The sequence below is a fragment of the Pseudarthrobacter sp. YAF2 genome (assembly GCF_052113345.1).
Lineage (GTDB): Bacteria > Actinomycetota > Actinomycetes > Actinomycetales > Micrococcaceae > Arthrobacter.
Window position 1 is genome coordinate 91,956 of sequence record NZ_JBFRDA010000007.1, and the last position, 26,350, is coordinate 118,305.

General features: G+C 66.7%; 25 protein-coding genes and 1 tRNA gene. 12 read left to right on the forward strand and 14 right to left on the reverse strand.

Annotated features, from left to right (window positions below; all coding sequences use genetic code 11):
* Window positions 1–5: 5 nt before the first annotated feature.
* The 4 genes from AB4Y79_RS09110 to arfA form a co-directional block, all read right to left on the reverse strand.
* Entirely contained in the window at window positions 6–308 is a 303-nt protein-coding gene (locus AB4Y79_RS09110; RefSeq protein ID WP_441860583.1) for an urease subunit gamma, read from the reverse strand.
* Between the two features lie 87 nt (window positions 309–395).
* Entirely contained in the window at window positions 396–1,400 is a 1,005-nt protein-coding gene (locus AB4Y79_RS09115) for a LacI family DNA-binding transcriptional regulator (RefSeq protein ID WP_441860584.1), read from the reverse strand.
* Window positions 1,400–1,987, reverse strand: a complete 588-nt coding sequence (locus tag AB4Y79_RS09120) for an HhH-GPD-type base excision DNA repair protein (protein WP_441860586.1) — start codon at window positions 1,985–1,987, stop codon at window positions 1,400–1,402. The genes AB4Y79_RS09115 and AB4Y79_RS09120 overlap by 1 nt, the downstream gene beginning before the upstream one ends.
* 59 nt (window positions 1,988–2,046) lie before the next feature.
* A complete protein-coding gene (gene arfA / locus AB4Y79_RS09125; RefSeq protein ID WP_441860587.1) occupies window positions 2,047–3,573 on the reverse strand; it encodes an arabinosylfuranosidase ArfA in 1,527 nt (508 codons plus the stop codon).
* Window positions 3,574–3,881: 308 nt separating this feature from the next.
* On the opposite strand from arfA, the gene AB4Y79_RS09130 reads away from it, so the two are divergent.
* Complete coding sequence (locus tag AB4Y79_RS09130; RefSeq protein WP_441860588.1) at window positions 3,882–4,826, forward strand: ANTAR domain-containing protein; 945 nt, start codon at window positions 3,882–3,884, stop codon at window positions 4,824–4,826.
* Window positions 4,827–4,887: 61 nt separating this feature from the next.
* On the opposite strand, the gene AB4Y79_RS09135 is transcribed toward AB4Y79_RS09130, so the two are convergent.
* Entirely contained in the window at window positions 4,888–5,901 is a 1,014-nt protein-coding gene (locus tag AB4Y79_RS09135; protein ID WP_441860589.1) for a LacI family DNA-binding transcriptional regulator, read from the reverse strand.
* Window positions 5,902–5,971: 70 nt separating this feature from the next.
* Between AB4Y79_RS09135 and AB4Y79_RS09140 the strand changes: the two genes are divergently transcribed.
* On the forward strand, window positions 5,972–6,475 hold the full coding sequence (locus AB4Y79_RS09140) for a GNAT family N-acetyltransferase (protein WP_441860590.1): 504 nt from the start codon (window positions 5,972–5,974) through the stop codon (window positions 6,473–6,475).
* Between the two features lie 107 nt (window positions 6,476–6,582).
* Here the strand turns inward: AB4Y79_RS09140 and AB4Y79_RS09145 are convergent.
* A tRNA-Lys gene (locus AB4Y79_RS09145) sits at window positions 6,583–6,655 on the reverse strand.
* A 211-nt stretch (window positions 6,656–6,866) separates the two neighbouring features.
* Here AB4Y79_RS09145 and AB4Y79_RS09150 point away from each other — a divergent pair.
* From AB4Y79_RS09150 to AB4Y79_RS09160, 3 genes are all read left to right on the forward strand, one after another.
* Window positions 6,867–7,526 (forward strand): hypothetical protein, encoded by a 660-nt coding sequence (locus AB4Y79_RS09150; RefSeq protein ID WP_018763206.1) that lies wholly within the window; start codon window positions 6,867–6,869, stop codon window positions 7,524–7,526.
* Between the two features lie 303 nt (window positions 7,527–7,829).
* Window positions 7,830–8,447 carry a DUF47 domain-containing protein gene (locus AB4Y79_RS09155; protein WP_441860591.1) on the forward strand — a complete coding sequence of 206 codons (618 nt, stop codon included), beginning with the start codon at window positions 7,830–7,832 and terminating at the stop codon, window positions 8,445–8,447.
* A gap of 1 nt (window position 8,448) precedes the next feature.
* The gene (locus AB4Y79_RS09160; RefSeq protein ID WP_441860592.1) at window positions 8,449–9,459 is read left to right on the forward strand and encodes an anion permease; all 1,011 of its coding nucleotides are present in this window, start codon (window positions 8,449–8,451) and stop codon (window positions 9,457–9,459) included.
* Between the two features lie 31 nt (window positions 9,460–9,490).
* On the opposite strand, the gene AB4Y79_RS09165 is transcribed toward AB4Y79_RS09160, so the two are convergent.
* The 5 genes from AB4Y79_RS09165 to pstS form a co-directional block, all read right to left on the reverse strand.
* On the reverse strand, window positions 9,491–9,889 hold the full coding sequence (locus tag AB4Y79_RS09165) for a hypothetical protein (protein WP_441860593.1): 399 nt from the start codon (window positions 9,887–9,889) through the stop codon (window positions 9,491–9,493).
* 97 nt (window positions 9,890–9,986) lie between these two features.
* Window positions 9,987–10,766: a phosphate ABC transporter ATP-binding protein PstB gene (gene pstB, locus AB4Y79_RS09170; protein WP_018763202.1), complete on the reverse strand. Its 780-nt coding sequence runs from the start codon at window positions 10,764–10,766 to the stop codon at window positions 9,987–9,989.
* Between the two features lie 87 nt (window positions 10,767–10,853).
* Complete coding sequence (gene pstA, locus AB4Y79_RS09175; RefSeq protein WP_441860595.1) at window positions 10,854–11,966, reverse strand: phosphate ABC transporter permease PstA; 1,113 nt, start codon at window positions 11,964–11,966, stop codon at window positions 10,854–10,856.
* The gene (gene pstC / locus AB4Y79_RS09180) at window positions 11,967–12,899 is read right to left on the reverse strand and encodes a phosphate ABC transporter permease subunit PstC (RefSeq protein ID WP_308928955.1); all 933 of its coding nucleotides are present in this window, start codon (window positions 12,897–12,899) and stop codon (window positions 11,967–11,969) included. It abuts the gene before it with no gap.
* 104 nt (window positions 12,900–13,003) lie between these two features.
* Window positions 13,004–14,125, reverse strand: coding sequence for a phosphate ABC transporter substrate-binding protein PstS (pstS, locus tag AB4Y79_RS09185; RefSeq protein WP_441860597.1), 1,122 nt, complete (start codon window positions 14,123–14,125; stop codon window positions 13,004–13,006).
* A 250-nt stretch (window positions 14,126–14,375) separates the two neighbouring features.
* Here pstS and AB4Y79_RS09190 point away from each other — a divergent pair, with 250 nt between their 5' ends.
* From AB4Y79_RS09190 to AB4Y79_RS09200, 3 genes are all read left to right on the forward strand, one after another.
* Window positions 14,376–15,503: an FUSC family protein gene (locus tag AB4Y79_RS09190; protein WP_441860599.1), complete on the forward strand. Its 1,128-nt coding sequence runs from the start codon at window positions 14,376–14,378 to the stop codon at window positions 15,501–15,503.
* 54 nt (window positions 15,504–15,557) lie between these two features.
* Window positions 15,558–16,931 (forward strand): DNA repair protein RadA, encoded by a 1,374-nt coding sequence (gene radA, locus AB4Y79_RS09195; RefSeq protein WP_441860600.1) that lies wholly within the window; start codon window positions 15,558–15,560, stop codon window positions 16,929–16,931.
* A 179-nt stretch (window positions 16,932–17,110) separates the two neighbouring features.
* Window positions 17,111–18,727 carry a sensor histidine kinase gene (locus AB4Y79_RS09200; RefSeq protein ID WP_441860602.1) on the forward strand — a complete coding sequence of 539 codons (1,617 nt, stop codon included), beginning with the start codon at window positions 17,111–17,113 and terminating at the stop codon, window positions 18,725–18,727.
* An 85-nt stretch (window positions 18,728–18,812) separates the two neighbouring features.
* On the opposite strand, the gene AB4Y79_RS09205 is transcribed toward AB4Y79_RS09200, so the two are convergent.
* Window positions 18,813–19,052: a hypothetical protein gene (locus AB4Y79_RS09205; RefSeq protein ID WP_308928960.1), complete on the reverse strand. Its 240-nt coding sequence runs from the start codon at window positions 19,050–19,052 to the stop codon at window positions 18,813–18,815.
* Between the two features lie 115 nt (window positions 19,053–19,167).
* Between AB4Y79_RS09205 and AB4Y79_RS09210 the strand changes: the two genes are divergently transcribed.
* From AB4Y79_RS09210 to AB4Y79_RS09225, 4 genes are all read left to right on the forward strand, one after another.
* Entirely contained in the window at window positions 19,168–19,656 is a 489-nt protein-coding gene (locus tag AB4Y79_RS09210; RefSeq protein ID WP_441860604.1) for an NUDIX domain-containing protein, read from the forward strand.
* Between the two features lie 98 nt (window positions 19,657–19,754).
* Entirely contained in the window at window positions 19,755–20,639 is an 885-nt protein-coding gene (locus AB4Y79_RS09215; RefSeq protein ID WP_441860606.1) for a LysR family transcriptional regulator, read from the forward strand.
* A gap of 165 nt (window positions 20,640–20,804) precedes the next feature.
* Window positions 20,805–21,719, forward strand: coding sequence for a 5-dehydro-4-deoxyglucarate dehydratase (gene kdgD / locus AB4Y79_RS09220; RefSeq protein WP_441860608.1), 915 nt, complete (start codon window positions 20,805–20,807; stop codon window positions 21,717–21,719).
* 37 nt (window positions 21,720–21,756) lie between these two features.
* On the forward strand, window positions 21,757–23,364 hold the full coding sequence (locus AB4Y79_RS09225) for an aldehyde dehydrogenase (NADP(+)) (RefSeq protein ID WP_441860610.1): 1,608 nt from the start codon (window positions 21,757–21,759) through the stop codon (window positions 23,362–23,364).
* A 1-nt stretch (window position 23,365) separates the two neighbouring features.
* Here AB4Y79_RS09225 and AB4Y79_RS09230 read toward each other — a convergent pair whose 3' ends face one another.
* Window positions 23,366–24,595: a beta-ketoacyl-[acyl-carrier-protein] synthase family protein gene (locus tag AB4Y79_RS09230; protein ID WP_441860612.1), complete on the reverse strand. Its 1,230-nt coding sequence runs from the start codon at window positions 24,593–24,595 to the stop codon at window positions 23,366–23,368.
* 5 nt (window positions 24,596–24,600) lie between these two features.
* The gene (locus AB4Y79_RS09235) at window positions 24,601–26,214 is read right to left on the reverse strand and encodes a peptide chain release factor 3 (protein WP_441860614.1); all 1,614 of its coding nucleotides are present in this window, start codon (window positions 26,212–26,214) and stop codon (window positions 24,601–24,603) included.
* Window positions 26,215–26,350 lie beyond the last annotated feature (136 nt).

Sequence of the window (26,350 nt, forward strand, 5' to 3'; positions counted from 1 at the left end):
GCTCCTTAGCGGATCGGGTTGTGGACGGTGACCAGCTTGGTGCCATCAGGGAAGGTAGCCTCGATCTGCACGTCATGGATCATCTCCGGCACGCCTTCCATGACGTCGTCACGGCCCAGCAGGGTGGTGCCGTAGCTCATGAGGTCGGCCACGGTCCTGCCGTCCCGGGCACCTTCGATCAGTTCGTAGCTGATGATGGCCACGGCCTCGGGATAGTTGAGCTTGAGTCCCCGGCTTTGGCGGCGGCGGGCGAGGTCGGCGGCCACCACGATCAGGAGCTTTTCCTGCTCACGCGGCATCAGATGCATGGGGTTCCCTTCGACGGCCTGGGGCGTGCTGCCAGCCTAAGCCGGTCACGTTTCCGCCACGTTTCAGGTCCATCATCCGGACCGAACCTAGGGCGCGGACTCCCGGATCTTCAGCTCGAACCCCGATTCCACGTGCACGCCCTGCCCGGATGTTTCGCGTCCGCCGATCCGGTCCAGCAGCAGGCTGATCGAACGCTCCGCGATCTCGTCCATGCCCGGGGAGATGGTGGTCAGGGACGGGGACGCGAAGCGTGCCTCGTCAATGTCGTCAAAACCTGCCACCGCCACGTCGCCCGGCACGTTGACGCCCCGGATCAACAGTTCGTGCATCGCGCCGAGTGCCAGGACGTCGTTCAGGCCGAAGACGGCGTCGAACTGGACGCCCGATGCCATCAGGCCTGCAACGGCGGCAGCACCCGTATCGCGGCGCCATTGAGCAGGGGCCACCAGACCGGCGTCGAACGGGATCCCGGCTTTGTCCAGCGCCTTCCGGTACCCGTTCATCCGCAGGCCCGCGGTCCCGGTGGACTCCCCGGCGTTGGCGCCAATGACGGCAATACGACGGCGGCCGGCCTGCAGCAGGTGCGTGGTCAGCGCAGCCGCGGCTTCCTCGTTCTTCATGGTGACCAGGTCGAAGCGGGGATCCATGATGTGCTCGCCGAGCATCACCAGGGGTTTCGTGCCGGCGCGGGCGGCGATGGCGTCCGCGTCCACTACCAGCGGCGTAAAGAGCAGCCCGTCGGTGAGCTGCCGGAACGTCCCGTGCAGGGCGCCGAGTTCAACGGAAGCGTCAGCGCCGGACTGTTCCACCAGAACCCGGTAGCCGTGGCGTGACGCGGCCTTCATCAGCCGTGACGCCAGTTCCGCGTAATAGGGTGCCGAGAGGTCGGAGAAGACCAGTCCCAGCATGGACGTCTTGCCGGAGCGCAGGCTGCGGGCGGTGAGGTTGGCCTCATAGCCCAGCTCGGCGATGGCGTCCTGCACGCGCTGCTTGGTGGCCGGGCGGATGAACTCGTAGTCGTTCAGGACATTGGAGACCGTTTTGAGCGAAACGCCGGCCGCGCGGGCGACGTCGTTCATGGTGACTGCCATTAACGTTCTTTTCCTGCCTTCGCCGCCGCCTTGGCTGCCTGCTTGCTGGCCCGGACCTTGGCCAGGGATTCCGGGTCCACGATGTCGGCTACGGACAGGTAGGAGCCTTCTTCCCCGTAATGGCCGGCCGCTTCCCGCCACCCGGGCGCTTCAAGGCCACGCTGCTTGCCCAGCAGGGCCAGGAAGATCTTTGCCTTTTGCTCGCCAAAACCGGGCAGCGCCTTGAGCCGTTTCAGCACCTCCGCGCCGTCGGGTGAGCCCTTGGTCCAGATGGCTGCGGCGTCGCCGTCCCATTCGTCCCGGACAGCCTCGGCGAGCGCCTGCACCCTGGCAGCCATGGATCCGGGGAACCGGTGGACGGCGGGCCGCTCCTTGAACATCTCCACGAACTCCGCGGGATCGTGCCCGGCAATGGCCTCGGGCGTCAGGGAGCCCATCCGGGTCCTGATCTTTTCCGGTCCGGCGAAGGCCGATTCCATGGTGACCTGCTGGTCCAGCAGCATGCCGGTCAGCAGGGCGAAGGCGTCCTCACTTAACAACTTGTCCGCGGCGGGATCGCCCGTGATGTGCAGTTCCATGCCGTCCATCCTCCCACCTGCGGGCCGTCGTCGTCATAAGGACCCCTCCGCCCTGGCGCGCGGCCCGGTCAGGCCTCCACGGCGAGCCGGATCATGGACCAGGACACGGCCGGAAGCTCGGCCGTGAGGTGTCCGCCGCCGGCCTTGGCCGTGACGTTCTCCGCCGGCAGGACGGAGCTGGAATCGTCGGCGGTGGCCTGCCAGTAGGGGTCCTTATTGGTGTAGGTCAGCGCCTCGATGACACTGACATTGCCGAGGCCGGCGACGACGGCGTCCAGGGTGAGTGCCCCGGTGGCGGAGCGGTTGACGGCGAACACCACGGCCTCGCCCTTTGCTTCGTCATAGGTGGCGACGGCGGACAGTGCGGCGAAGTCGGCGGTCGTGCCGCCGCTGACCAGAGGGGATTCGACGGCGAGCTGCAGGACGGTGCCGGATGCGTGCCGGGAGGTCAGGGCGAATGGGTGGAAGGTGGTCTGCTTCCAGGACCGGCCGCCGGGTTCGGTCATGATGGGGGCGATGACGTTCACCAGTTGCGCAAGGCTTGCCGAATGGACGCGGTCCGTGTTCCGGAGCAGCGTAACCAGGAGGTCCCCCACCACCACGGCGTCCGCCACCGTGTAGGTGTCTTCCAGCAGGACCGGGGCCACCGGCCAGTCGTTGCCGCTGGGCACTTTGGATTCGCCACGGCTCATGTGCCAGACGTTCCACTCGTCGAAGGAGATGTTCACCTGCTTGGTGGACTTCCTGACGGACTTCACATGGTCGATGTGGCTGACGATGTCGCGGATGAAGGCTTCCATCTTGTGCCCGGCGGCGAGGTGTTCCTGGAGGTCGCCGGCGTCTTCGAAGTACTGGTGCGCGGAGACCAGGTCCACCACGTCGTAGGTTTCGGTGAGGACCACCCGCTCCCACTCGCCGAAGGTGGGCATCGTGGGGCCTGAGCTGCCGCAGGCCACGAGCTCCAGGCCGGGGTCGATCATGCGCATCCCGCGGGCGGTATCCGCGGCAAGCCTGCCGTACTCCTGTGCGTTCTTGTGCCCGATCTGCCAGGGTCCGTCCATTTCGTTGCCCAGGCACCACATCCGGATGCCGTAGCCGTCGGCGGCACCGTTGGCGCGACGTTGCTCGGAGAGTGCGGTGCCGCCGTCGATGTTGCAGTACTCCAGCAGGTCAAGGGCTTCCTGGACGCCGCGGGTGCCCAGGTTCACGGCCATCATGGGTTCCACGCCGGCTTTGGCGGACCATTTGGCGAACTCGTCCACGCCCACGGAGTTGGGGTCGGTGGAGTGCCAGGCCAGGTCCAGCCGGACGGGCCGCTGGTCCACCGGCCCTACTCCGTCCTCCCAGCGGTATCCGGAGACGAAGTTGCCGCCGGGATACCGCACCGTAGAGACCCCCAGTTCACGGGTCAGTTCAAGCACGTCCTTGCGGAAGCCGTCCTCGTCGGCGTCGGGGTGTTCCGGCTCGAAGATCCCGGTGTATACGCAACGCCCGAGGTGCTCCACGAAGGCGCCGAAGGTGCGCCGCCGGACGGGGCCCACGATGAAGGCGGGATCGATGGTGATCGTCGCCGGGGTCGATTCTGCTGGGGTCACGAAAACATCCTTGTCTCAGATTTTTACAACGTTATAGAAGTATTGTTTGCGGTTCCGTCCGGCGAGTCAAGGGACGTGAATTTTCGGCGCGCTTTGTCGAAGTCCCCGGGAGGTCGCGGCGGGGCCGGATCCCACCTGCAGCAATGCCTGCCTGGCGTCACACGGCGGGATTCCAAGTACTGCACCATCCCAAAAACAGGTATCAACTACGCATTCACCGGGGGCTGCCTGGCCACTAGGTTTTTCCCAGAGGCAATACCAGTTCTGGCTCTCGGTACTTGGCTCACTAGGGGGGTGTGGGACTGGCCATGAATGCACCACACGCAGGCACAGGTTTCCCGGCCCACAGGGCTCGGGTACTAAGCGGGGCCGGCGACGAGGAGCCCTTTGAGACCAAGGGCTCTCCCCCAGCCGTCGCCGGCCCTCCAGCATCCGGCTCCCGCAGGGGCAGCACTGCCATTGCTGCGCCCGCCAACCCAGGGCTCAAAAGCCGCCTGAATCCGGCGCTTTTGCTGGACGTGGTCAACGGTGCGCAAACCCTCGCCGACTCCCTGGACATGCTGGTGGCCGCGTCCGCCGGGCATGTTGCCAGGACCGCGGGGATCGAGGTCGGCTGCGGCTTGGTGCTGCACCAGCCAAAGCGGAGTCCGGCGATAGCCGGCACCACCGAAGAGGTGCTCCGCCTGCTCGGCTGGGAACGCGAGGCATCCGAGGGGCCGGTGACCGACGTCCTGTCCGGAGGCCATCCCGTGGCGGTTCTTCAACGGAACGGGGACTTCCGCTGGCGGCAGTACTCCGGTCAACTGCAGTCGGCCGGATTTGGCAGCGTCCTGGCAGTGCGGCTTCAGCTGGACGCCGGACTTCCGGGCACGGAAACACTTCAGGGGGAAGGCGCCCCCGGCTGGGGAACCGCGGCCCTCGCCTTCTTCGCGCCGGACGCGAAGGCCTTCCCGCTCCAGGTCATCGCCGAAGCCCGCGGTTTCGTCGCCCTGGCGGCGCGGAGCCTCCAAATGGCCATCAACCTTCACGCAGCCCGTTCCCTCGCGGCCGACCTCCACTCGGCCCTGGACAGCAGGACGTCCATCAATATTGCCTGCGGCGTGATCATGGCCCAGAACAGGTGCTCCTACGAGGAGGCGTTCGCCATCCTCGCCAAGGCGTCGAGCCACCGGAACATCAAGGTCCGCAAGGTGGCCGAAGACATCCTGGAACGGCTTCCGGAAGGCGCCCCGCCGCCGCACTTCGGGCACTAGCCGGTCCCTGAGGGCTGCGCTCTTGCTGCGCCCAAGTTTTGACGGCCAGGACGCACAGCCGCTACGCCGGTGCTGCAGTGCTGGCGCGCAGGACCAGCTCCGCCGGGACCACGGTGGAGCTTACGGCGGCGCCGGACTCGATCTCCTTGAGCATGATGTCCATGCAGCGCCGCCCCAATTCTTCGAAGTCCTGCCGGATGGTTGTCAGCGGCGGAGTGAAGTAGCCCGCTTCCGGCTGGTCGTCGAAGCCCACCACGGAGACGTCGTCGGGCACTTTGACCCCTGCTTCGGTGAAGGCGCGCAGCAGGCCCAGGGCCATCTGGTCGTTGCCCACGAAGATAGCCGTGGCTGTCAGTTCGGACGCCAGCCGGCGGCCGATTGCATAGCCGCTTCCTGCGCTCCAGTCCCCTTCCACCAGCAGGGACTCGTCCAGTCCTGCCTCCCGCAGCGTGGCCCGCCACCCGTCGGAACGCTGGGTGGCGTCCGTCCAGCCGGCCGGCCCGGCCACGTGGCCAATCCGCCGGTGGCCTTCCTTGATGAGGTGTTCGACGGCGAGCCTCGCCCCGGCGCGCTGGTCCACCATTGCGCCGCTGACGGAGTCGCTTCCGGCGGATCCAACCGCCACTACGGGAACGGGAAGATTCATTTGCTCCAGCACGGCAAGGGTGTCCGAATGCGGCACCAGCACGGCGATCCCGTCCACTGCCTGGTCCATGAAGTGGCTCACCGCGTTGGCAATGGAGTCCGGGCCCACCTCGCGCAAGGCCGCGATGCTCACGAAGTATCCGGCTTCGCGGGCGGCCTGTTCCACCCCCAGCAGCGTGTTGGCGGGGCCGTACTGTGAGAGCTCGCTTGCCAGGACGCCGATGGTCTGCGAGCGCCGGGTGACCAGGCTCCGGGCCGCTGTATTGCGCCGGTACCCCAGTTCGGCAATGGCCGCCTCCACTTTTTCGCGGGTCACCTTGCTGACGTTGGGGTGGTTGTTGACCACCCGGGAAACTGTCTGGTGGGAGACGCCGGCGAGCTCGGCAACGTCTTCCAGGCGCGGCATCCGGCCCTTGCTGGTTTTTGCCATGTGCCTATTGTGCCTGCTGCCGTGTTGGCGGCATGGGCGCAGGACCGGGCGTGGTTGGCAGAATGGTGCCGTGGATACCGAACGCAGTGCGCTGACAGTCCGCCCAGCCGATCTCTGGGGCCCGGACGCCGAAGCGGTCCGGCGCCTGGTGACGGCATATTTGCTCCAGACTGAACGCGAAAAGGCCGTCCATTTGGGCCAGGCATTTGCCGACGGCCACGTTCCCGGGCGTTATCGCCCGGAAATCGAAAATCCGGCCCACGCCTATGAGGGCGCGGAAGTGCTGGTGGCGGAACTCGGCGATTCGCCCGTGGGGGTCGCGGTCCTGCAGGAAACAGCCTCGGAACGGGAAATCAAGCGGGTATGGGTTGACCCCGGGGCCAGGGGACACCGGGTGGGGTCCGCTTTGATCGATGCCGCGCTCAGGAAGCAGGACCTGCCTGTGCGCCTGACCGTCTGGGACTGGCGCGGCGACGCGATACGGCTGTACGGAAAACGGGGATTCCGCGTTGTTCCGGCATGGGACGACCGTCCGCGGCTTCTCTGTATGGAGCGCGGGTCCGCCACGCACTGACGGCAGCTTTCCCATGGTGCAGGATCGCGGCCGCCTGCCGCTGCGCACAGGAGGCACGCGCCTTCCAGTACGATCCGGCCAGCCAGGGGTGCCGGGTGAAACATGGGTGGGCCCTGTGGGGCTCGAACCCACGACCCACGGATTAAAAGTCCGATGCTCTACCAACTGAGCTAAAGGCCCCTGCCGGTCAGTCAGACACGCTGTGTCGTTCCGCCCGGCCCAATCCATTTCTGGACGTTAATACTCTAACCCATGGTTCCGGCGTCTTCGCACACGGCCCGGCCGCCGTCGTCGGCCGGTTTCCCCGCCCGCCCGAGGCCCTGTCCGGGTACCCCTGCCCAGCCCCCGCGCATGCTCGATTTACACCGTGGCACAGGAGTAGCGTGGGGGCATGAGCGAGCAAGCAGGAACCAGCCCGTACGGCGGCAGCAACCGGCACCACAAGCCAAAGCCGTTCGCCCCGATGGATTTCGAGCCGTTCGCCGGCGGCGCCGATCCCGCCCGCGTCTCGGAAGCCGCCCACCTGGCCGCTCAGGCGCTGGTCCGCCATGGCCGGGACAGCGATGATCCCGTGATCACTGAACGCCTGGTGAAGCTCGCCGACGAACAGGGCCTGGACGCCATCGCCGAGATGTGGGCTGAGAGTCCCGCCCGTTCCCTGCCCGGTGCGCTCTGGCGGCTCTACGCGCTCCGCGCCGCCACGGTCCGTGACCCTGAACGGATCTCCGTCTACTTCCGCGCCGGCAGGGACACCGCGCAGGTGTCCAACGTGGTGGCCGGTGCCGCCGAGCCGCCGGGCGCGGATGAAATGCGCACCATGGCAGACGCCATCCTCTCCGGCGCGTTTGACGGCGATTTCGACGTCGCCCTGGAGCGTTCCGCGGCATTTTGCCGGGTGGTGGCACTCGGCCAGGCCACCCTCGCCGACGGAGCAGAGCACGCCAACGAGGCCCACGCCAGCAAATTGACCCGCAATTCGCATCAGTTGGTCAAGACCGCCGAGGACCTGGAACACGCCGCCAACGCGTGGCGCCTGGGCGAACTCGATTGACCGCCGTACAGCCGTTTTCCTGACCCGCCAAGGGCCGGCTGTCAAGATTGACTTGGGCGGGGCGAAGTAGAAGACTGAAACCGGTGCCGAGCCGCGAAACCCCCGGGCTTCAACAATTAGCCGCCTAGAGCGGCCTACCGCCGAGAGGCGTATCCGGTTCGGCACCATTTTTCTGCCCTCTTCGCGGCGGCCAATTCAAGGCACACTGTTTCGGGCCGGTAGAGTAGGCGACAGTTGCGCGCCGGAGTCAAGTCACACGGCAGCAACGCCCGCCTTGAACAGTCCCCGGAGACCGGTAACCACGTGAAGCTGCGCCTTTTTCCCCAGGAGCCCGAAGGGCTGAACCTCCTATCGCAGATGGCACAACAGATCGTGCTGGCCAGTGCAACCCTGGCCGAAATCCTCGGCGTACCCGCGGACGAGCACGGCAAGCTCGTGGAGGACATGCACAACCTCGAGGCCAAGTCCGCCGAGCTGCATTTCGCGCTGCTGACCCACATGCGCACCAGCTTTGTGAACCCGCTCCCCCGCGAGGACATGTACGCGCTGTCCCGCTACCTCAACGAGGCCATGGAGAAGATGGATGCGGCGGCGGAGCTGGTGGCCCTGTACAAGCTGGACCGCCTGCCCAAGCGGGCGGCCGACCAGCTGGAGATCATCAGCCGGCAGGCGGAGCTGACAGTTGATGCCATGCGCCGGCTCAATGACCTGGATGACCTCGAAGATTACTGGATCGAGATCCTGCGCCTTGCCAAACGGGCCGAGCGCACCCACCGGGTGTGGGTTGCCGACATGATCGCCGACATGAAGTGGGCGCAGTTCTCCCGCAACCGGGACATCGCCAACCAGCTGGTGGAGGTCACCAAGGACATGCGGCGGGTGGCCACCCAGGTAGGCAGCATCATCGTCAAGGAATCCTGACGTGGCGCCAGCCATCTTCGCGGCGGTGGTCCTGCTGGCAGCAGTGTTTGCCTTCCTGAACGGCTTCCGTGACGCATCCACCTCGGTGGCCCTTGCCGTGCGGAACCGCGCCCTCACGCCCAGCGTGGCCGTGCTCCTCGCCGCGTTCTTCAACTTCGTGGGCGCACTGCTGAGCGCGATGCTCGCCGTCGCCGCCAGCCGGACCTGGATCAACCTTCCAGCCGGGCCGGGCGGCCTCGCCATCCTGGCGGCCGGCCTGGCCAGCGCCTGCGCCTGGGGCCTGCTGATGTGGCGCCGCGGCATCCCTGCCTCCTCCACCCACGCCCTGGTGGGTGGACTTGCCGGGGCCGGCCTGGCCAGCCTGGCGGTGGGAGGCCCTGGGGTGGCCGGCGTGGATCAATCGCTGCTGTTCCAGGTGGTGCTGCCGCTGGTGCTTTCCCCGCTGGTGGCCTACAGCGGATCTTTCCTGCTGGTGTATCCGGCAACCTGGGGCGCGCGGTACACCCAACCCAACGTGGTGAACCAGCGGTTCCGCAGGGGGCAGGCCATCGCTGCCGGTGCGGTGGCTTTTGGTCACGGCCTGCAGGACGGGCAGCGGGTCAGTGCCGTGCTGTTGCTGGCCCTGCTGGCGGCAGGGTATGCCGACGGCGGGATTCCCGTCTGGGTCGCGCTGCTTTCAGCGGTGATGATGACCGCCGGGACCCTGTTCGGAGGATGGCGGATCTCGTACACCATCGGCTACAAGATCACCCGGATCGATCCCCTGCGCGGCTCGGTGGCCCAGACCTTCAGCGCGCTGATGCTGTTTGTGGGTGCCATCGGGCTGCATTGGCCACTCTCCACCACCCACACGGTCACGGCCGGCGCCCTGGGCGCGGGCGAGAACCAGCATTTCTCCGTGACGAACCGGAAGCTGGTCATCAGGATCATCTGGCTTTGGGTCCTGACGCCGGTGGCCACCTGCGCCCTGGCCTTCGTGCTGGCACTGGCGCTGTCACCGCTGGCGGGGTAGCCGCGGACTGCGGGACCCGAAAGGCGTGGTCCTAGATGGCAGCGGGCGCGGCGTCGGGTGCCGGCAGGATCGCGGCCAGCTCTTCGGCCGACATGTTCGCCGCCGTGCAAAGTTCATCCTGGGCCACTCCCGCAGACGCCGCTTTCTGAACGGCCTGGCGCAATGCCTCCAGGGCGCTGTCCAACTCCCACTGCTTGCTCTCAAGGTAGGAACTGGTCCGCCACACCTCTGACAGCACATCGTCCGCGTCCCCGGCAGCCAATGCGGCCGCCGGGTCAAGCTGCGGAACCAAGGGGCCGCCGCCAAGGGTAGCGGCAAGCCCGGCCGCCGCGTCGAAGTCCTGCACGTGCGCGGCAGGCTGCGCCAGTGCGCCCGCGGCGGGTATGGAAACCGTAAGCTGGGGGCCGGGGTTGCTGGCGGCCTGCGTCATGGCAAAACTCCTAAGCTCGCTTACCACTAGTTTCAAAAGTATCTAGTTTAGCGTACTAAATGCGGCCCGGTTCGCCAACAAGGGCAGAGCCCGCCTCTTATCCGAAGCGTCCGGAGACGTAGTCCTCAGTGGCCTTCTGCACCGGGTTGCTGAAGATCGTGTGCGTGTCACCGTACTCGATCAGCTTGCCCGGTTTGCCGGTGCCGGCAATGTTGAAGAACGCCGTCTTGTCCGAGACCCGGGCAGCCTGCTGCATGTTGTGGGTCACGATCACCACGGTGTACTGGTCCTTGAGCTCATTGATGAGGTCCTCAATGGCCAGGGTGGAAATCGGGTCCAGCGCGGAGCAGGGCTCGTCCATCAGGATCACCTGCGGCTCCACGGCGATGGCGCGGGCGATGCAGAGGCGCTGCTGCTGGCCGCCGGAGAGGCCTGAGCCAGGCTTCTCCAGCCGGTCCTTGACCTCGTTCCACAGGTTGGCGCCCTTGAGCGAGCGCTCCACCAGGACATCGGCCTCGCCCTTGGAGATTTTCTTGTTGTTCAGCTTGACCCCGGCCAGCACGTTGTCCCGGATGGACATGGTGGGGAACGGGTTGGGGCGCTGGAAAACCATGCCGATCTGCGAACGGACCGTCACGGGATCCACGCCGGGGCCGTAGAGGTTGTCGCCGTCCAGCAGCACCTCGCCTTCCACCCGGGCGCCGGGGATGACCTCGTGCATGCGGTTCAGGGTCCGCAGGAACGTGGACTTGCCACAGCCGGACGGTCCGATGAACGCGGTGACGGACTTGGCCTCGATGTTGATGCTGACGTCCTCCACGGCGAGGAAATCGCCGTAGTACACGTTCAGGTCCTTGACGTCGATCCGCTTAGACATGGTGTTCCTTCACTAACTGGGTATGGGTTGAAGTCTAGGATCCGCCGCGGTGGGGCGGAAGGCCGGGCCGGTTCGGCCGCCGGCCCGTTACCGGCCGGTCTTGGGGGCGAAGATCCTGGCGATCAGGCGTGCCGCCAGGTTCAGGACCATGACCAGGATGATCAGCACCAGCGCCGCTCCCCAGGCCCGCTGCGAGGACGGGTCCGGGTTGGACGGTGAGGTGGGGTTCAGGATCTGGGTGTAGATGAACGTGGGCAGCGAGGCCATCCAGCCGCCGAACACGTTGGAGTTGATGCTCGTGGCGAAGCCCGCGGTGACCAGGATGGGCGCAGTCTCGCCAATGACCCGCGCGATTGCCAAGGTGACGCCGGACGCGATGCCTGAGATCGCCGTCGGAATGACCACCTTGAGGATGGTCCGCCACTTGCGCACGCCCAGGGCGTAGGCGGCCTCGCGCAGCTCGTTGGGGACGATCTTGAGCATTTCCTCGCTGGAGCGGACCACCACGGGGATCATCAGCACCGAAAGGGCGACGGCGGCCACCGCACCGGTCTTGGTGCCCGGGCCCACGACCACGAAAAAGAACGCCGCGGCGAAGAGGCCGGCCACGATGGAGGGGATGCCGGTCATGACGTCCACGAAGAATGTGATGGCCTTGGCCAGGCGCCCGTCGTGGCCATACTCCACCAGGTAGATGGCCGTGAGCAGACCCACGGGAACGGAGATCACGGTGGCCAGCAGGGTGATCTGCACGGTGCCCAGGATGGCGTGGTAAATGCCGCCCATTACCGGGCCGCCGCTCTCCACGGCCTTGTTGTCGAACGCGCCCGTGACGCCGTTCATGGAGGTGGTGAGGAACCCGGGATCCGTAAGCCCCGGAATGCCGTTCACCAGCACCGTCCAGATCACCGACACCAGCGGCAGCAGGGCCACCAGGAACGAGCCGACCACCAGGCAGGTAGCGAGCTTGTCCTTGGCCCTGCGGGAGCCTTCCACCGCCGCGCTCCAGGACACCAGGCCGATGGCGAACAGCAGGGCCGAGACCAGTCCCCAGCCGAACGCATTGAAGCCGATCAGGGCAAGGATGGCGGCGCCGACGATCAACGCCGCAGCAAGGACGGCGTACGGGGCGTACTTGGGCAGCTGGCCCTTGGTGAGCGCCGACCGCTTGCTGCGGACCGGGGTAAGCGTGGAGGTCATTTAGTTGGCTCCCGAGAATTCTTTGTGCCGGGTGATGACCCAGCGGGCGATCATGTTCACGGCCAGGGTGATGACGAACAGGACCAGGCCGGCGGCGATCAGGGTGCTGACCTTGATGCCGCTGGCTTCCGGGAAGTTCAGGGCGATCTCTGCGGCGATGGTCTGGTTGCCGGACTGGATCAGGCTGGCGGTCAGGGCGCCGGAGGACAGGACCAGGGCAACGGCCATGGTCTCGCCCAGCGCGCGGCCCAGCCCCAGCATGACCGCGCTGATGATGCCAGGGCGGGCGAAGGGCAGCACGGCCATCTTGATCATTTCCCAGCGGGTGGCGCCGAGCGCCAGCGCCGCCTCCTCATGCAGTTTGGGGGTCTGCAGGAAGATCTCGCGGGACAGCGAGGTGATGATCGGCAGGACCATGACCGCCAGGACGATGCCCGCGGTGAGGATGGTCTTCCCGGTGGTGGAGGCGGGGCCCTCGAAGATGGGAAGCCAGCCCATGTTCTCCGCAAGCCACCCGTAGGCGGGGGAGATTTGCTTGGCCAGGAACGCTGCGCCCCAGGCGCCGTAGACCACGGAGGGGATGGCGGCGAGCAGGTCCACGACGTAGCCGAGTCCGGAGGCGAGTCGGCGCGGCGCGAAATGCGAGATGAAGAGCGCCACTCCAATGGCCACCGGGGTGGCGATCACCAGCGCGATGACGGCGGCGATGAGGGTCCCGATGACGATGGGCCAGATGTAGGCGAAGAAGCCTTGTCCGCCCTGGATCTTGTCAGCCGGCGCGGTCAGCGCGGGAATTGCCTGGACCACCAGGAAGAGTGCGACGCCGAAGAGGACGGCGAGGATCAGGCAGCCGGCGGCCAGCGCGGCTCCGGAGAAGACTTTGTCCCCGGTGCGGCCGGCGCCCTGTGTACTGGTCAGGGAGGTGGCGGTCATTCGACGGCCCTTCGATTCGTTGCTGGATTAAGGAAGCAGGGTGCAAAGCCAAGTTCCCCGCACTGCCTTCCGGCAGGCGGGGAACCCGGTTTTTGCAGCGATAGTTAGGACTTGACCTTGATCGAGTCGATGGCCTTGGCGGCCTTGGCTGCGAGGTCGGAGGACAGCGGAGCGGACTTGGCCGAGTCCGCAGCGGCCTTCTGGCCCTCAGCGGAAACTACGTAGTGCTCGAAAGCCTTGACCAGGTCAACGGTCTCCTGCTTGTCGTACGTGGTGCACAGGACGTGGAAGGACACCAGGACGATCGGGTAGGCGCCGGCGATGGTGGTCTTGCGGTCCAGCTTGATGGAGAGGTCGTTGGCGGCGCGGCCGTCAACGGGCTTGCCGGCGTCCACTGCCTTGGCGGCGGCATCGGCGGAGATCTTGGTGAAGGAATCGCCCACCTTGATCTGTGCAACGCCCATCTTGCCGCTCACGGCGGAGTCGTCAGCGTAGGTCACGGCACCCGGGGTGTCCGTCACGGTCTTGACCACGCCGGAGGTTCCCTTGGCGTTCTCGCCCTGCAGGCTGGCGGGCCATACACCGGCGGCCTTGTCGGTCCAGACGTCGGAGGCTGCGGCGGCCAGGTAGTCCGTGAAGTTCTGTGTGGTGCCCGAGTCGTCGGAGCGGTTCACCGGGGTGACCTTGAGGTCGGGCAGCGAGACGCCTGCGTTCAGGGCGGCGATCGCGGGGTCGTTCCACTTGGCGATCTGGCCGCGGAAGATCTTGGCAACGGTGGTGGCGTCCAGCTTCAGGTCGGTGACACCGGGAACGTTGAAGGCCACGGCGATCGGGGAGATGTAGACCGGGACGTTGATGGCGCCGTCAGGGCCGCAGACGGACTTGGAGGAGGCGTACTCGTCGTCCTTCAGGTAGGCATCCGAGCCTGCGAACTGGGCCGAGCCGTCGAGGATTGCCTTGCGGCCGGCGCCGGAGCCGTCCGGGGAGTACTGCACGCTGGCGCCGGAGTTGGCGGAGGCAAAGTTCGTCTTCCATGCATCCATGGCCGCACCCTGCGCGGAGGAACCGATGCCGGTCAGGGTGCCGGTGACCTTGGTGCCGGAGGAAGCCTGGTTGCCTGCAGGCGTGGTGCCCGTGGCGTTGTCTGAACCGCAGGCGGACAGCGCGAGTGCGCCCGCAGCGATAACAGCGATAGCCGCGTGGCGGCCGAAGCGAAGTGCCTTCACTAGATGTACCCCTTCCAGGGTTATTCAGGTGCGGGACAGGGACGGAGAGCCCTGCTGCGCGATGCGTACGTTGTGTACCTTCAAGAAAGCTATGGGCCGCAGGTAACGGGATGGGCTGTCCAAAGTGAACGGATGATTAACGACGGCGGGATATTGGCTGACAAATGCCGGGTCACCATTGCGCAGATCACACGTCCAGCCGTAGTGGACCCCACCCGGCAGTGGACGGGACCTGAATAGACTTGAACCCATGGCCATCCCAGCAGGACTCTCAGCAAGCCGGCGGTTCCTGCGCACCCGCGTCCGGACCGGTCTGATCCGCAGCCGCAACTCCTTTGTCCCCGCCATCCAGATGACGGTCTGCGCGGTGGGTGCCTACGCTTTCGCGGAGTACGTCCTGGGCCACTCCGGCCCCCTGTTCGCTGCCACGTCATCACTGATCGCCCTCGGTTTCTCGCGTGAGCCACGGCTGCGCAGGGTGATGGAAGTGGGACTTGGCTGCACCATTGGCATCGCGGTGGGCGACCTGCTCCTGCACTGGCTGGGCGGCGAAATCTGGGTGGCCGCCGTCGTGCTTCTCTTCTCCATCCTGCTGGCCCGGTTCCTGGACAGCGGAAACATCTTCACCACCCAATTAGCGCTGCAATCGCTGCTGGTGGTGCTGCTGCCGGCGCCCTCCGGCGGCCCGTTCACCCGAAGTATCGACGCCGTGGTGGGCGGCCTGTGCGCGTTGCTGGTGACCATCCTGGTACCAAAAGACCCCCGCCGGGAGCCGCGCCGCGACGTCCAGAAACTGCTGCATGAACTGGCCGAGGTCCTGCGCGAATGCGCGGGTGCACTGGTCAACAGCGACTCCACCCAGGCCTGGCATGCCTTGATCCGCGGCAGGAACTGCCAGCCCCTGGTGGACGCGATGCGCCAGTCCCTGCGGGCGTCCGGGGAGGTGGCCACGCTGGCGCCTGCCTACCGGCGGCACCGGGACGAACTGGACCGGCTCAAACAGTCGCTGGACTACATCGACCTGGCGCTGCGGAACAGCCGCGTCTTCGCGCGGCGGCTGACCAGCGCCATCAACCACACGGCGCTCTCGGACGAGGCCACGGACAGCATCGCCGGGGTGCTCCAGGAGACCGCTGCCGCCATTGATGAGCTCTCACTGGGACTGGCGGAAACGCACGACGGCGTCCGGCGCGCCCACCTGCGAACGGCCAGGCGCGACCTCAGCGAAATTGCGCTGCGGCTGCACCCGAAGCTGTTGGAGGTGCAGCGGCTGGAGGGCGAAACGGTGGTCATGCTGTTCCGGCCGCTGATGGTGGACCTGCTCGAGGCCACCGGCATGGACGCGGCCGAGGCCCGGGACGTCCTGCCCGCACTGTAGCTACGGGTGGGCGGATGGGGACCGATGTCGGTGCCCGCCACTAGGGTTGAACCCATGGCAACAAAGACTTCCCGGGCCTCCAAGGCGCCCGCCTACAAATGCGCCGAGTGCGGCTGGACCACCGCCAAATGGGTGGGGCGCTGTGGTGAATGCCAGGCGTGGGGCACGGTTGAGGAAACGGGCACAGCGGTGGCGCGGACCACCGCCGCCACAACGGTGGCGGAGCCTGCGCGGCGGATTGCGGACGTGGACGCCACCACCGCCGCGTTCCTGCCCACCGGGGTGGACGAGCTGGACCGCGTCCTCGGCGGCGGACTGGTTCCCGGCGCGGTCATCCTGCTGGCGGGCGAGCCCGGCGTGGGCAAATCCACCCTGCTGCTGGACGTGGCCGCCAAGTTCGCGCGCACCGCCCAGGACGTCCTCTATGTCACCGGGGAGGAGTCGGCCGCGCAGGTAAAGCTGCGCGCGGAACGGATCGACGCCGTCGCCGAATCCCTGTACCTGTCCGCCGAGACGGACCTGGGCCAGGCACTGGGCCAGGTGGAAAACATTGAGCCGCGGCTGCTGATCGTGGACTCCGTGCAGACCCTCAGCAGCGCCGACGTGGACGGCAGCGCCGGCGGTGTTTCCCAGGTGCGCGAGGTGGCGGCCTCCATCATTGCCGCGGCCAAGCGGCGGAACATGACCACCCTGCTGGTGGGGCACGTCACCAAGGACGGTTCCATCGCGGGCCCGCGCTTGCTGGAACACCTGGTTGACGTGGTGTGCCAGTTCGAGGGCGAGCGGCATTCCCGGCTGCGGCTGCTGCGCGCAGTGAAGAACCGGTACGGACCCACCGATGATGTGGGCTGCTTCGACCTCAATGAAAACGGGATCGAGGGCCTGGCTGATCCCAGCGGGTTGTTCGTCAGCCGCACCAAGGAGCCGGTTTCGGGAACCTGCATCACCGTCACCATGGAGGGACGCCGCCCCCTGCTCGCAGAGGTTCAATCGCTGCTGGCCGAAAGTCCCAACGCGCAGCCCCGCCGGGCCACGAGCGGCCTGGACAGTTCACGGGTCTCAATGTTGCTTGCCGTACTGCAGCAGCGCGCCGGAACCATGTTGCACAAGGACGATTCCTACGTTGCCACCGTTGGCGGCGTCAAGCTCAGTGAACCCGCTACGGACCTTGCGGTGGCCCTTGCCGTGGCGTCTGCCAAGGCCCGCAAGCCCCTGCCCATCCGGCTGATCGCCTTCGGCGAGGTGGGGCTCGCCGGTGAAGTCCGGCCGGTACCGGGGATCAACCAGCGCATCCAGGAGGCCCACCGGCTGGGATTCACGCATGCAGTGGTTCCCGCAAGCCACACGGGACCGGGCCCGGTGCCTGCCGGTTTCTCGGTGCGGGAAGTGGAACACCTGACGGAGGCGCTGAGCCTCTTGATCGGATAGCCGCTGCCAGTAGCGCAATCTATCGTGAGAACCTGCATCCACCCGGGTACTGTGGCTGCAGGACCTTCTTGCAGACGGGGGCATGACATTTCTGTGCTGGGGGCAGCGTGGTAATCCGGGAACAGCAAGGCAACACCGATGTGCGCGTCCGGGCGCGCAAAACGATGCCGGAACCTGTGGTGTCAGATCGTCTGGATGGGCTCTTCGGCGGCCTCAGCGCCCGCAAGCGGGTGATGGCCAGCCAATTGCCGGTAACGGTGACCGTGGGACTAGTGGTGATCGCCGCGGCGATTTTTAGCCCGGAGACTTTGTCGGACCCCATGTTTGAGATGGCGTTGTTGTTCCACTTGGCCATCCTCTGCTGTTGCATGGCCGTTCCCTGGTCAAGCCTGCCGGGACCGGCCTTCGCGGTGATTCCGGTCCTTGACTGCCTTGCCATCGGATTCACCCGGGAGGCAGGTGGACCTGCCTTCAATGTCCTCAGCCTTATGCTGGTGTTTCCGGTCATCTGGCTCTCGGCCCAACTCCGGAAGTTCCTGCCAGTGCTGGCCATTGTGGCCACCATCCTAAGCACCGTTGTCCCCTCTTCATTTCGGGGGGAACCGCCAGCGGGCGACTCCATGATCCGCACGATCTTCCTGCCCTTGGTCATGTCCGTCATCGCCGTAACGGCCCACGTCGTGTCCACCACCATCTACCGCCAGCGCGTAAAACTGATGGACAGCGAGTATCACCTTGGCCGGACGCTGGACGAAAGCGTCCGGCGCCAGAACCTGCTTGATGCAGTACTCGGGGCCGTGGGCGTGGGCGTCTGGGTGGTGGACCGCAAAGGCAACACGGTGCTGACGAACAGGACCCTTCAGTCCGATCCCGCCCTTGCAGGCCTTGTTGAACCACGTGGCGAAAAAAACCAGCTGCTGGCGGCAGACCGCACCACCCCCGTCCCTGCCGGGTCGCTTCCGGCTGAGCGCGCGGCAGCCGGGGAGGCGTTCATGGACGAGCTCTACTGGGCCGGACCCGCGGACGGCCAGCGCGCCTACTCTGTAAGTTCCCATGGCTTTCCTGCCGCAGGCGGCCAGGAGGCCGGCGGGGTCATCACCTTCGCGGATGTGACCGACCTGATCGGCGCGCTGGCAGCAAAGGACGACTTCGTAGCCACCGTTTCGCACGAGCTGCGAACTCCCCTGACATCAATACTCGGTTACCTGGAACTGGTCCTGGACGAGCCTGGCCACGACGACATCCGGGCGGAGCTGCTGGTGGTCCGGCGCAACGCTGACCATTTGATGAGCCTGGTCAATGACCTCATTGCCGTGGCCTCGGAGCGCGTGGAACTGTCCCTGGAGGAGACGGACCTTGCCCAGTTGGTGACCCGTGCGGTGGATGCCGCCCTTCCCCGCGCGGCCGGGAACGGCCTGCAGGTGAAGCTCGAGGTGGAACAGCCCCTGCCTGTCCGTGCAGACCCGGCCAGGATCAGCCAGGTTCTTCACAATCTGCTGTCCAACGCCGTCAAATACTCCCCGGACGGTGGACTCATCACCGCCACCGCCACCAGGACCGAGGCCGGGCTTGTCTGTTCCATCACGGACACCGGCGTGGGCATGAGCGAGGAGGAGCAGGAACAGGCGTTTACCAAGTTCTTCCGCTCCGCACGGTCGCGGTCGACAGCCATCCCGGGGGCGGGCCTGGGATTGCCGGTCAGCAAAACCATTGTGGAGGGCCACGGTGGATCGATCAGCCTGGCCAGTAAACCCGGCGCGGGCACCAGCGCCACCTTCATCCTGCCGGAATCCTGAGCAGCCCGGGCGGGTTCCCGGCGGGACCTTCCCAAAGCTCCGGCCGGTACACCGGTACGCCGGTAACCCCGGCCGGAGGTCGCGGTCAGGAATCGGCGCCGGTCAACCAGCTGGAAACGTCACTGCGCAGCACCATAAGCGGGCCGCCGGTTGAGCTGACGTTGCCGTTGGCAACGTAGTAGCCGCGGCCCGATCCTGTTCCTCCGGCGGCGCGGTCCAGTGCTTCCACCAGGTGCCGCGGCAGGTGGCCCTGCGGACCAAGGCTACGGAGTTCAGCAACTTCCTCCGGCGTGAGCCGTCCCAAAACCTCAGCAATATTGGCCATGACCGGGTCCCTTCGAGCAGAGTGCCTGAAGGAATAACCTAAAGCAGGGCCGTGAATACAACGTTAACGGCGGACGGCAATTACGCGTCATCAACAGCAGCCAAGGAGGGGACCCATGCCGGTTCGAAGTGCAGGGATCCTGCTGTACCAGCGGCCTCCGGGCCAGGCGCCCGGCGCCACCGATGGGCTGCAGGTATGGATCGCCCACATGGGCGGCCCGTTCTGGAGCCGCAAGGACGCCCACGCCTGGTCCATCCCCAAAGGCGAGTATTCCGACGGCGAGAATGCCCAGGCCGCGGCGCTGCGCGAGTTCGCCGAGGAAATGGGCGTTCCCGCCCCTGAGGCCGAATATCGCTTGTTGGGCGAATTCCGGCAGTCATCGGGAAAAGTCATTGCCGTTTTCACGGCCCACGCCGGGTTTGCTCCGGAAGCCATCCGCAGCAACACATTCCCCCTTGAATGGCCCAAGGGATCCGGGAAAATCCAGCACTACCCCGAGATCGACGACGCCCGGTGGTTCACGGAGCAGGAGGCCCGGCTCAAACTCGTGAAAGGCCAGCTGCCCATCCTGGATGCGCTGCTCAAGGACCTTTCGCTGGCCTAAGGACATAAGGAGGAGCTTCGCTGCCGTCTTTGGCGCCCGCGGACGTTATGATGCCTGACTAAGCCAAAGTCTTCATCTCTTGATACCCGGAAGGCATCATGTTTACCTTCGACCAGTTGGCCGGTTTCATCGCCGTAGCGGAGGAACTGCACTTCGGCAGGGCGGCCGAGCGCCTGAACATGACGCAGCCTCCCCTGAGCCGGCAGATCCAGAAACTGGAGAAGATCGTCGGGGCCGAGCTGCTGGAGCGGGACAACCGGAAGGTGGAGCTAACATCCGCCGGCCGGACGTTCCTGGACGAGGCGCGCCGGCTCATGGCACTGGCGGAACGCGCACCGGCAACTGCCCGCCGGATCGCCTCCGGAAGGGCCGGCGTCCTGCGCATCGGCTTCACGGCGGCCAGCGGGTTCAGCATCCTGGGCCCGGTGCTGGACGAGCTGTCACGCATCATCCCCGACGTCGATATCGAACTGCAGGAACTGGTCACCGGCGAGCAACTGACCGGCCTCCTGACAGGCGAGCTGGATCTGGGCCTCGCCCGGCCGCCCTTCGACCAGGCCACCTTTGACTCGCGCCTGCTTTACCGGGAATCCATGGTGCTTGCAGTACCCGAGGGTCACCCGCTCTCGCTGCTGGACCGGCCGGTCACCGCGGACGATCTCAGCGACGAGCCGCTGATCATGCACTCCCCCACCCAGGCCCGGTACTTCTACGACCTCGTCGTGCGCATGTTCCCCGTCCGGCATGCCAACGTGGTGCACACGGTCAGCCAGATCCTGACCATGGTGTCCCTGGTGGCGGCGAAGCGCGGGCTGGCATTCGTCCCGCATTCGGCCACCATGCTGGGCATCCACGGTGTGGGATTCCTTCCGCTCGAGGGCGGGAGCCGCGAGCAAGTGGAACTGCATGCCCTGTGGAACCGGCGGATCACCAACCCCGCACTTTCCCGTCTCCTGCGGGACCTGGAATTCGCCAGAGGGTAAGGCCACCCCCGGGCCGGCCTCCGGCGCCGAAAGCGTCCGGCTCCCGCTATGCCGTCAAGGTATCAAAGCATCTAGAAATGCACTTGGACAGGCATCAGCGAGGGTTCTTACGCTGGAGGGAAACCATCCAGCCTGCCGCCCGCGGCACACACACCGGAGGAACCCGTGGCCAAGTACACACCCCAGGAACTGGCGGACACGCTCAAAGAAGGGCTGCTGTCCTTTCCCGTGACCTCCTTCGACGCGAACCTGCAGTTCGACGAAGAGAACTACCGCAAACACCTGGCGTGGCAGGCAAGCTTCCCGGTCGCCGGCCTGTTCGCTGCCGGCGGCACCGGCGAAGGCTTCTCCCTCACCCCTGCCGAGTCGGAACGGGTGGTGCGCACCGCCGTCGACGAAGTAGGAGCACGGGTCCCCGTGCTGGCTTCGGCCGGCGGGTCCACCGCCCAGGCCATCGAAAACGCCAAGGCGGCCGAAGCCGCCGGCGCCGAAGGCATTCTGCTGCTGCCGCCCTACCTGACCGAAGCGGATCAGGCCGGGCTGGCAGAGCACGTCAGCGCCGTTTGCCGCGCAACGTCGCTCGGCGTCATCATCTACAACCGTGCCAACGCCATCTACAAGGACACCACCGTGGCAACCCTGGCCGAGCGGCACCAGAACCTGATCGGATTCAAGGACGGCGTGGGAGACCTGGAACACGACGCCCGCGTCTACGCCAAGCTCGGCGACCGGCTCTTCTACCTGGGCGGCCTGCCCACCGCCGAAACCTTCGCCCTGCCCCTGCTGCAGCTGGGCATGAGCACCTACTCCAGCGCCATGTACAACTTCGTCCCGCAGTTCGCGCTGGATTTCTACCAGGATGTCCGCAACAACGACCGCGCCGCAGTCAACAAGAAGCTCAACGGGTTCGTGATCCCGTACCTGGACATCCGGGACCGTGTGAAAGGCTATTCGGTGTCCATCGTGAAGGGCGGCCTGGACGCCATCGGCCGTTCGGCAGGGCCGGTACGCACGCCGCTGCAGAACCTGGCCCCGCAGGACCTCGCGGACCTCACGGCCCTGATCGCCACCATTTCCTGACCGTCAGACAGCACCACTCCCACCACAGGAGGAACCCATGACCCTCACCGGACATTCACTCATCGCCGGCCGGACGGTTACCGGCGAAGGCAAGACCACCACCGGCTTCAACCCCGCTACCAACCAGGCCCTGGAACCGGCCTATTCCCTGCTCACCGCGGAGCAGCTCAAGGCCGCCACGTCCGCAGCCAAGGAAGCATTCCCCTCCTTCAGCGCCCTCGACCCGGAAACCCACGCCGCGTTCCTCGAAGCCATCGCGGACAACATCGAGGCCATTGGTGATGAGCTCATCGCGCGCGCCGGGCAGGAAACCGGCCTGCCGGCGGCGCGGCTCCAGGGTGAGCGTGCCCGCACTACCGGCCAGCTGCGCCTCTTCGCCGGCGTGGTCCGCCAGGGCGATTTCCGCGGGGTCCGGATCGACCCCGCCCTCCCCGACCGCACGCCGCTCCCCCGTGCCGATATCCGCCAGCGCCAGATCCCGCTCGGCCCGGTGGCAGTGTTCGGCGCCAGCAACTTCCCGCTGGCCTTTTCGACGGCGGGCGGAGACACCGCTTCGGCCCTCGCCGCAGGCTGCCCGGTGGTCTTCAAAGCCCACAACGCCCACCCCGGCACCAGCGAACTCGTAGGCCAGGCCGTCACCAAGGCCGTCAAGGACGCAGGCCTGCACCCCGGCGTGTTCTCCCTGATCTACGGCCCCGGCGCCAGCATCGGCCAGGCCCTCGTCGCGGACCCCGCCATCAAGGCTGTCGGGTTCACCGGCTCCCAGACGGCCGGCGTCGCCCTCATGCGCACGGCCGCCGCACGCCCGGAACCCATCCCGGTCTACGCCGAAATGTCGTCCCTGAACCCCGTCTTCGTCTTCGAGGGCGCCCTCGAAGACGGCGACGTCGAGGCACTGGCCCAGCAGTACGTCGCCTCCGTCACGGGCAGCTCAGGCCAGCTCTGCACCTCCCCCGGCCTGCTGTTCGCCCCCGCAGGCGAGCCGGGAGACAAACTCGCAGCCGCCGTCGGACGCGCCATCGCCGCCAGTACCGGCCAGACCATGCTCACCGAAGGTATCGCCACGTCCTGGAACACCGGAACCGAGGCACTCAGCTCGGCCGCCGGCGTCGAACTCATTGGCCAAGGCACCCCCGGCCCAACCGAAAACGCCCCGGCGCCGGCCATCTTCGGCACCGGTGTGGACCAGTTCACCGCCAACCACGTCCTGCACCAAGAGATCTTTGGCGCCGCGTCCCTGGTGATCCGCTACAACAGCGTTGAGGACCTGCTGCAGGCTGCTTCCCGGATTGAGGGCCAGCTCACCGCATCGCTGCAGCTCACCGAAGAGGACTACCCGACCGCGGCACGCCTGATCCCCGTACTCGAACAGAAGGTGGGCCGCATCATCGTCAACGGCTGGCCCACCGGCGTGGAAGTAGGCCACGCCATGGTCCACGGCGGCCCCTTCCCCGCCACCTCTGACAGCCGCACCACCTCGGTGGGAACCTTGGCGATCACCCGTTTCCTCCGCCCGGTGGCCTACCAGAACCTGCCCCAGGAACTACTCCCCGAAGCACTTCAGGACGCCAACCCCTGGCACCTGAACCGGCGGATCGACGGCGCCATGGCCGCCGCCGCGGAGGCAGCAGCGTTGGGCGCGTAACCTACGCGCGGGTAAGGACCAGGGCCACGCTGTGGCCGCCAAAACCGAAGGCGTTCACCAGCCCTGCCGGGGCAAAGCCCGGCGGAAGCCGGTGGGTGCCTTCGGTGACTACGTTAAGGTCCACTTCCGGGTCCTGAGCTTCCACGTTCAGTGTTCCCGGGACCTGGCCGGTCCGCAGGGCTTCGAGGACCACGACGGCGGCAAGCGCACCGGCACCGCCCAGCAGGTGGCCGGTGTGCCCCTTGGTGGAGGTGACGGGCACGTCAGCGCCGAAAACCGCGTTGATTGCCTGGCCTTCCAACCGGTCACCCACGGGCGTGGAGGTGGCGTGCGCATGGACGAACCCGATGTCCTCCGGCTGCATCGCGGCGGAGTCCAGCGCCTTCTGCATGACCCGGCGCTGCATGGCAGGATCGGCGGCCACGATGTCGTTGGCGTCGGAAGTCACCGCGCCACCGGCCACGGCCCCCAGCACGGCGGCACCTCGGGCACGTGCGTGGGCCTCGCTCTCCAGCACCACCACCGCGGCGCCTTCTGCCAGCACAAAGCCATCCCGGCCGCCGTCGAACGGGCGGGAGGCAAGCTGCGGATCACCGGAGCGCGTGGACAGGGCACGGATCTGCGAAAAGCCGCTGATCACGAGGTCGTTCACTGAGGCGTCCACCCCGCCCGCAATCACGACGTCGGCCGCGCCGGAGCGGATCATTTCGGCTGCCTGGACAATCGCCTCAGCCCCGGAGGCGCAGGCGCTGACGGGCGTCCGGGCGCCACCGCGGGCGCCAAGGTCGATGGAAACCCAGGCGGCGGGTCCATTGACCATCAGCCGGGTGAGGGTGTGCGGGGACACCTTGCGCGGGCCGGAGCGGGCCAGCGTGCGGTCCTGCTCAAGGGTAGAGCCAAGCCCGCCGTAGGCAGAGCCAATCACCACGCCGAACCGCTCGGGGTCCACGTCCGGGGCACCGGCCTGGGTCCAGGCTTCCCGCGCCGCAATCAGCGCCAGCTGGCCGCAACGGTCCATCCGCTTCATCTCACGGGTGCTCAGGTGCTCCGAAAGGTCTGCCGTGACCTGCCCGGCGATCTTGACCGGCAACTGCTCCGCCCAGTCCTGGGTCAGCGCCGCAATGCCGGAGCGCCCGTCCAGCAGGGCCTCCCAGGTTTCCTTGACGGTGGAACCGAGCGGGTTGATGGTGCCGGCGCCGGTGACCAGGACGCGTGGTTGGCTTGCGGTCATCACGGCTACTTCGCCGGGTTGTGCGTGCCGATGGGCACGAGCGTCAGGTCCGGGTGGTTCTTCTCGATCCGCCGCAGCGCCCAGACGTCGTTGAACAAGGCGAGGTATTCGCCGTCGGACCGCAGGAGCACCTCCGCGCCCGGCACGTTGGCCAGGGCGGGCATGGCGTCCGCCGTCGAAATCCGAGCCAGGGAGTACGGCAGGCGTTCCAGGCGCATGGGGGCGCTGAAGTCGTGCGCCATGCGGTCCTCCACCACTTCGAACTGCATGGGTCCGACGGCGGCGAGCACCGGCGCCTGGTCGCCGCGGAGGTCGGAGCGGAGCAGCTGGATAACGCCCTCATGCTCGAGCTGTTCGATGCCGCGGCGGAACTGCTTGAACTTGCTGGGGTCCTTGGACCGCGCCACCTGGAAGTGCTCCGGGGCGAACAGCGGGATGGCCGGGTATTCCACCGCTTCCTCCAGGAACAGGCTGTCGCCCACCCGCAGTGAGGAAGCGTTGACCAGGCCCACCACGTCGCCCGGGTAGGCCTCGTCGATGACCTCGCGTTCGCGGCCGAAGACCTGCTGCGCGTACTTGGTGGCGAAGGATTTGCCGGTGCGCGTCTGGGTAACCACCATGCCGCGCTCGAAGACGCCGGAGCAGACGCGGATGAAGGCGACATGGTCGCGGTGCGCCTTGTTCATGCCGGCCTGGACCTTGAACACGAAGCCGGAGAACGGGGCTTCCACCGCGCGGGGCTTGCCGTCGATGTCCGGCCTGGGAGCCGCGGGCGGGGCGAAGTCCACCAGCGCGTCCAGCAGTTCTTTGACGCCGAAGTTGAGTGCGGCCGAACTGAACAGGATGGGGGTGGCCTTGCCGGCGTGGAAGGCGTCAACGTCGAACTCGAGGTTGGACTCGATCACCAGTCCGGCCTCGTCGACGGCGTCGGACCAGTTGCTGCCCTGGTTTTCCGCGGCTTCCTCGGGAGTGAAGTACTCCGTGATGGCGATCTGTGCGCCGGCGTTGTTTCGCTGGAACCTGGCGAAGCGGTCATTGCGCAAGTCCCAGACGCCACGGAAATCACCCGAGATGCCCACGGCCCAGGTCAGCGGCATGGGCTGCAGGCCGGTGCGCTCGGTGATCTCATCCATCAGGGCCAGGGCGTCCAAGCCTGGCCGGTCCCACTTGTTGATGACGGTGATGATGGGCAGGTTGCGCTGCTTGCAGACCTCGAAGAGCTTCATGGTCTGGGTTTCCAGGCCCTTGGCGGCGTCCACCAGCATCACGGCGCAGTCGACGGCGGCGAGCACGCGGTAGGTGTCCTCGGAGAAGTCAGCGTGGCCGGGGGTGTCCAGCAGGTTGATGACCGTATCGCGGTAGGAGAACTGCAGCGCCGCCGAGCTGATGGAGATGCCGCGGTCCTTTTCCATCTGCATCCAGTCAGAGACCGTTTCCCTGCGGTTGGCCTTGCCGCTGGAGGCCCCGGCCGTGCCGATGACCTTTGCGTGCAGCGCCAGCGCTTCGGTGAGCGTGGACTTGCCGGCGTCCGGGTGGGAAATGACGGCGAAGGTCCTGCGGCGGCCCGCTTCCTTGTGAATCTCGGAGATCCGGGCGGGGGTCAGGACATCTTGGGACACGGTGCTACTTTCGCTGCGGTTGTGGCTGCCCAGGGGCCTGTCGGGTGGTGCGCTGCGACTCAAGGGCGGGAATATCATTGGCAAGCGGCCAAAGTACAAGTTTATCGCAGGGCCGCAAACGAGACCCGTCCCGCTT

Excerpts from the sequence above, each read along its gene's own strand:
- AB4Y79_RS09110 (WP_441860583.1), bottom strand. The coding sequence starts at position 308 with ATGCATCTGATGCCGCGTGAGCAGGAAAAGCTCCTGATCGTGGTGGCC.
- AB4Y79_RS09115 (WP_441860584.1), bottom strand. The coding sequence starts at position 1,400 with ATGGCAGTCACCATGAACGACGTCGCCCGCGCGGCCGGCGTTTCGCTC.
- AB4Y79_RS09120 (WP_441860586.1), bottom strand. The coding sequence starts at position 1,987 with ATGGACGGCATGGAACTGCACATCACGGGCGATCCCGCCGCGGACAAG.
- AB4Y79_RS09130 (WP_441860588.1), top strand. The coding sequence starts at position 3,882 with ATGAATGCACCACACGCAGGCACAGGTTTCCCGGCCCACAGGGCTCGG.
- AB4Y79_RS09135 (WP_441860589.1), bottom strand. The coding sequence starts at position 5,901 with ATGGCAAAAACCAGCAAGGGCCGGATGCCGCGCCTGGAAGACGTTGCC.
- AB4Y79_RS09150 (WP_018763206.1), top strand. The coding sequence starts at position 6,867 with ATGAGCGAGCAAGCAGGAACCAGCCCGTACGGCGGCAGCAACCGGCAC.
- AB4Y79_RS09165 (WP_441860593.1), bottom strand. The coding sequence starts at position 9,889 with ATGACGCAGGCCGCCAGCAACCCCGGCCCCCAGCTTACGGTTTCCATA.
- pstB (WP_018763202.1), bottom strand. The coding sequence starts at position 10,766 with ATGTCTAAGCGGATCGACGTCAAGGACCTGAACGTGTACTACGGCGAT.
- pstA (WP_441860595.1), bottom strand. The coding sequence starts at position 11,966 with ATGACCTCCACGCTTACCCCGGTCCGCAGCAAGCGGTCGGCGCTCACC.
- pstC (WP_308928955.1), bottom strand. The coding sequence starts at position 12,899 with ATGACCGCCACCTCCCTGACCAGTACACAGGGCGCCGGCCGCACCGGG.
- AB4Y79_RS09190 (WP_441860599.1), top strand. The coding sequence starts at position 14,376 with ATGGCCATCCCAGCAGGACTCTCAGCAAGCCGGCGGTTCCTGCGCACC.
- radA (WP_441860600.1), top strand. The coding sequence starts at position 15,558 with ATGGCAACAAAGACTTCCCGGGCCTCCAAGGCGCCCGCCTACAAATGC.
- AB4Y79_RS09205 (WP_308928960.1), bottom strand. The coding sequence starts at position 19,052 with ATGGCCAATATTGCTGAGGTTTTGGGACGGCTCACGCCGGAGGAAGTT.
- AB4Y79_RS09210 (WP_441860604.1), top strand. The coding sequence starts at position 19,168 with ATGCCGGTTCGAAGTGCAGGGATCCTGCTGTACCAGCGGCCTCCGGGC.
- AB4Y79_RS09215 (WP_441860606.1), top strand. The coding sequence starts at position 19,755 with ATGTTTACCTTCGACCAGTTGGCCGGTTTCATCGCCGTAGCGGAGGAA.
- AB4Y79_RS09225 (WP_441860610.1), top strand. The coding sequence starts at position 21,757 with ATGACCCTCACCGGACATTCACTCATCGCCGGCCGGACGGTTACCGGC.
- AB4Y79_RS09230 (WP_441860612.1), bottom strand. The coding sequence starts at position 24,595 with ATGACCGCAAGCCAACCACGCGTCCTGGTCACCGGCGCCGGCACCATC.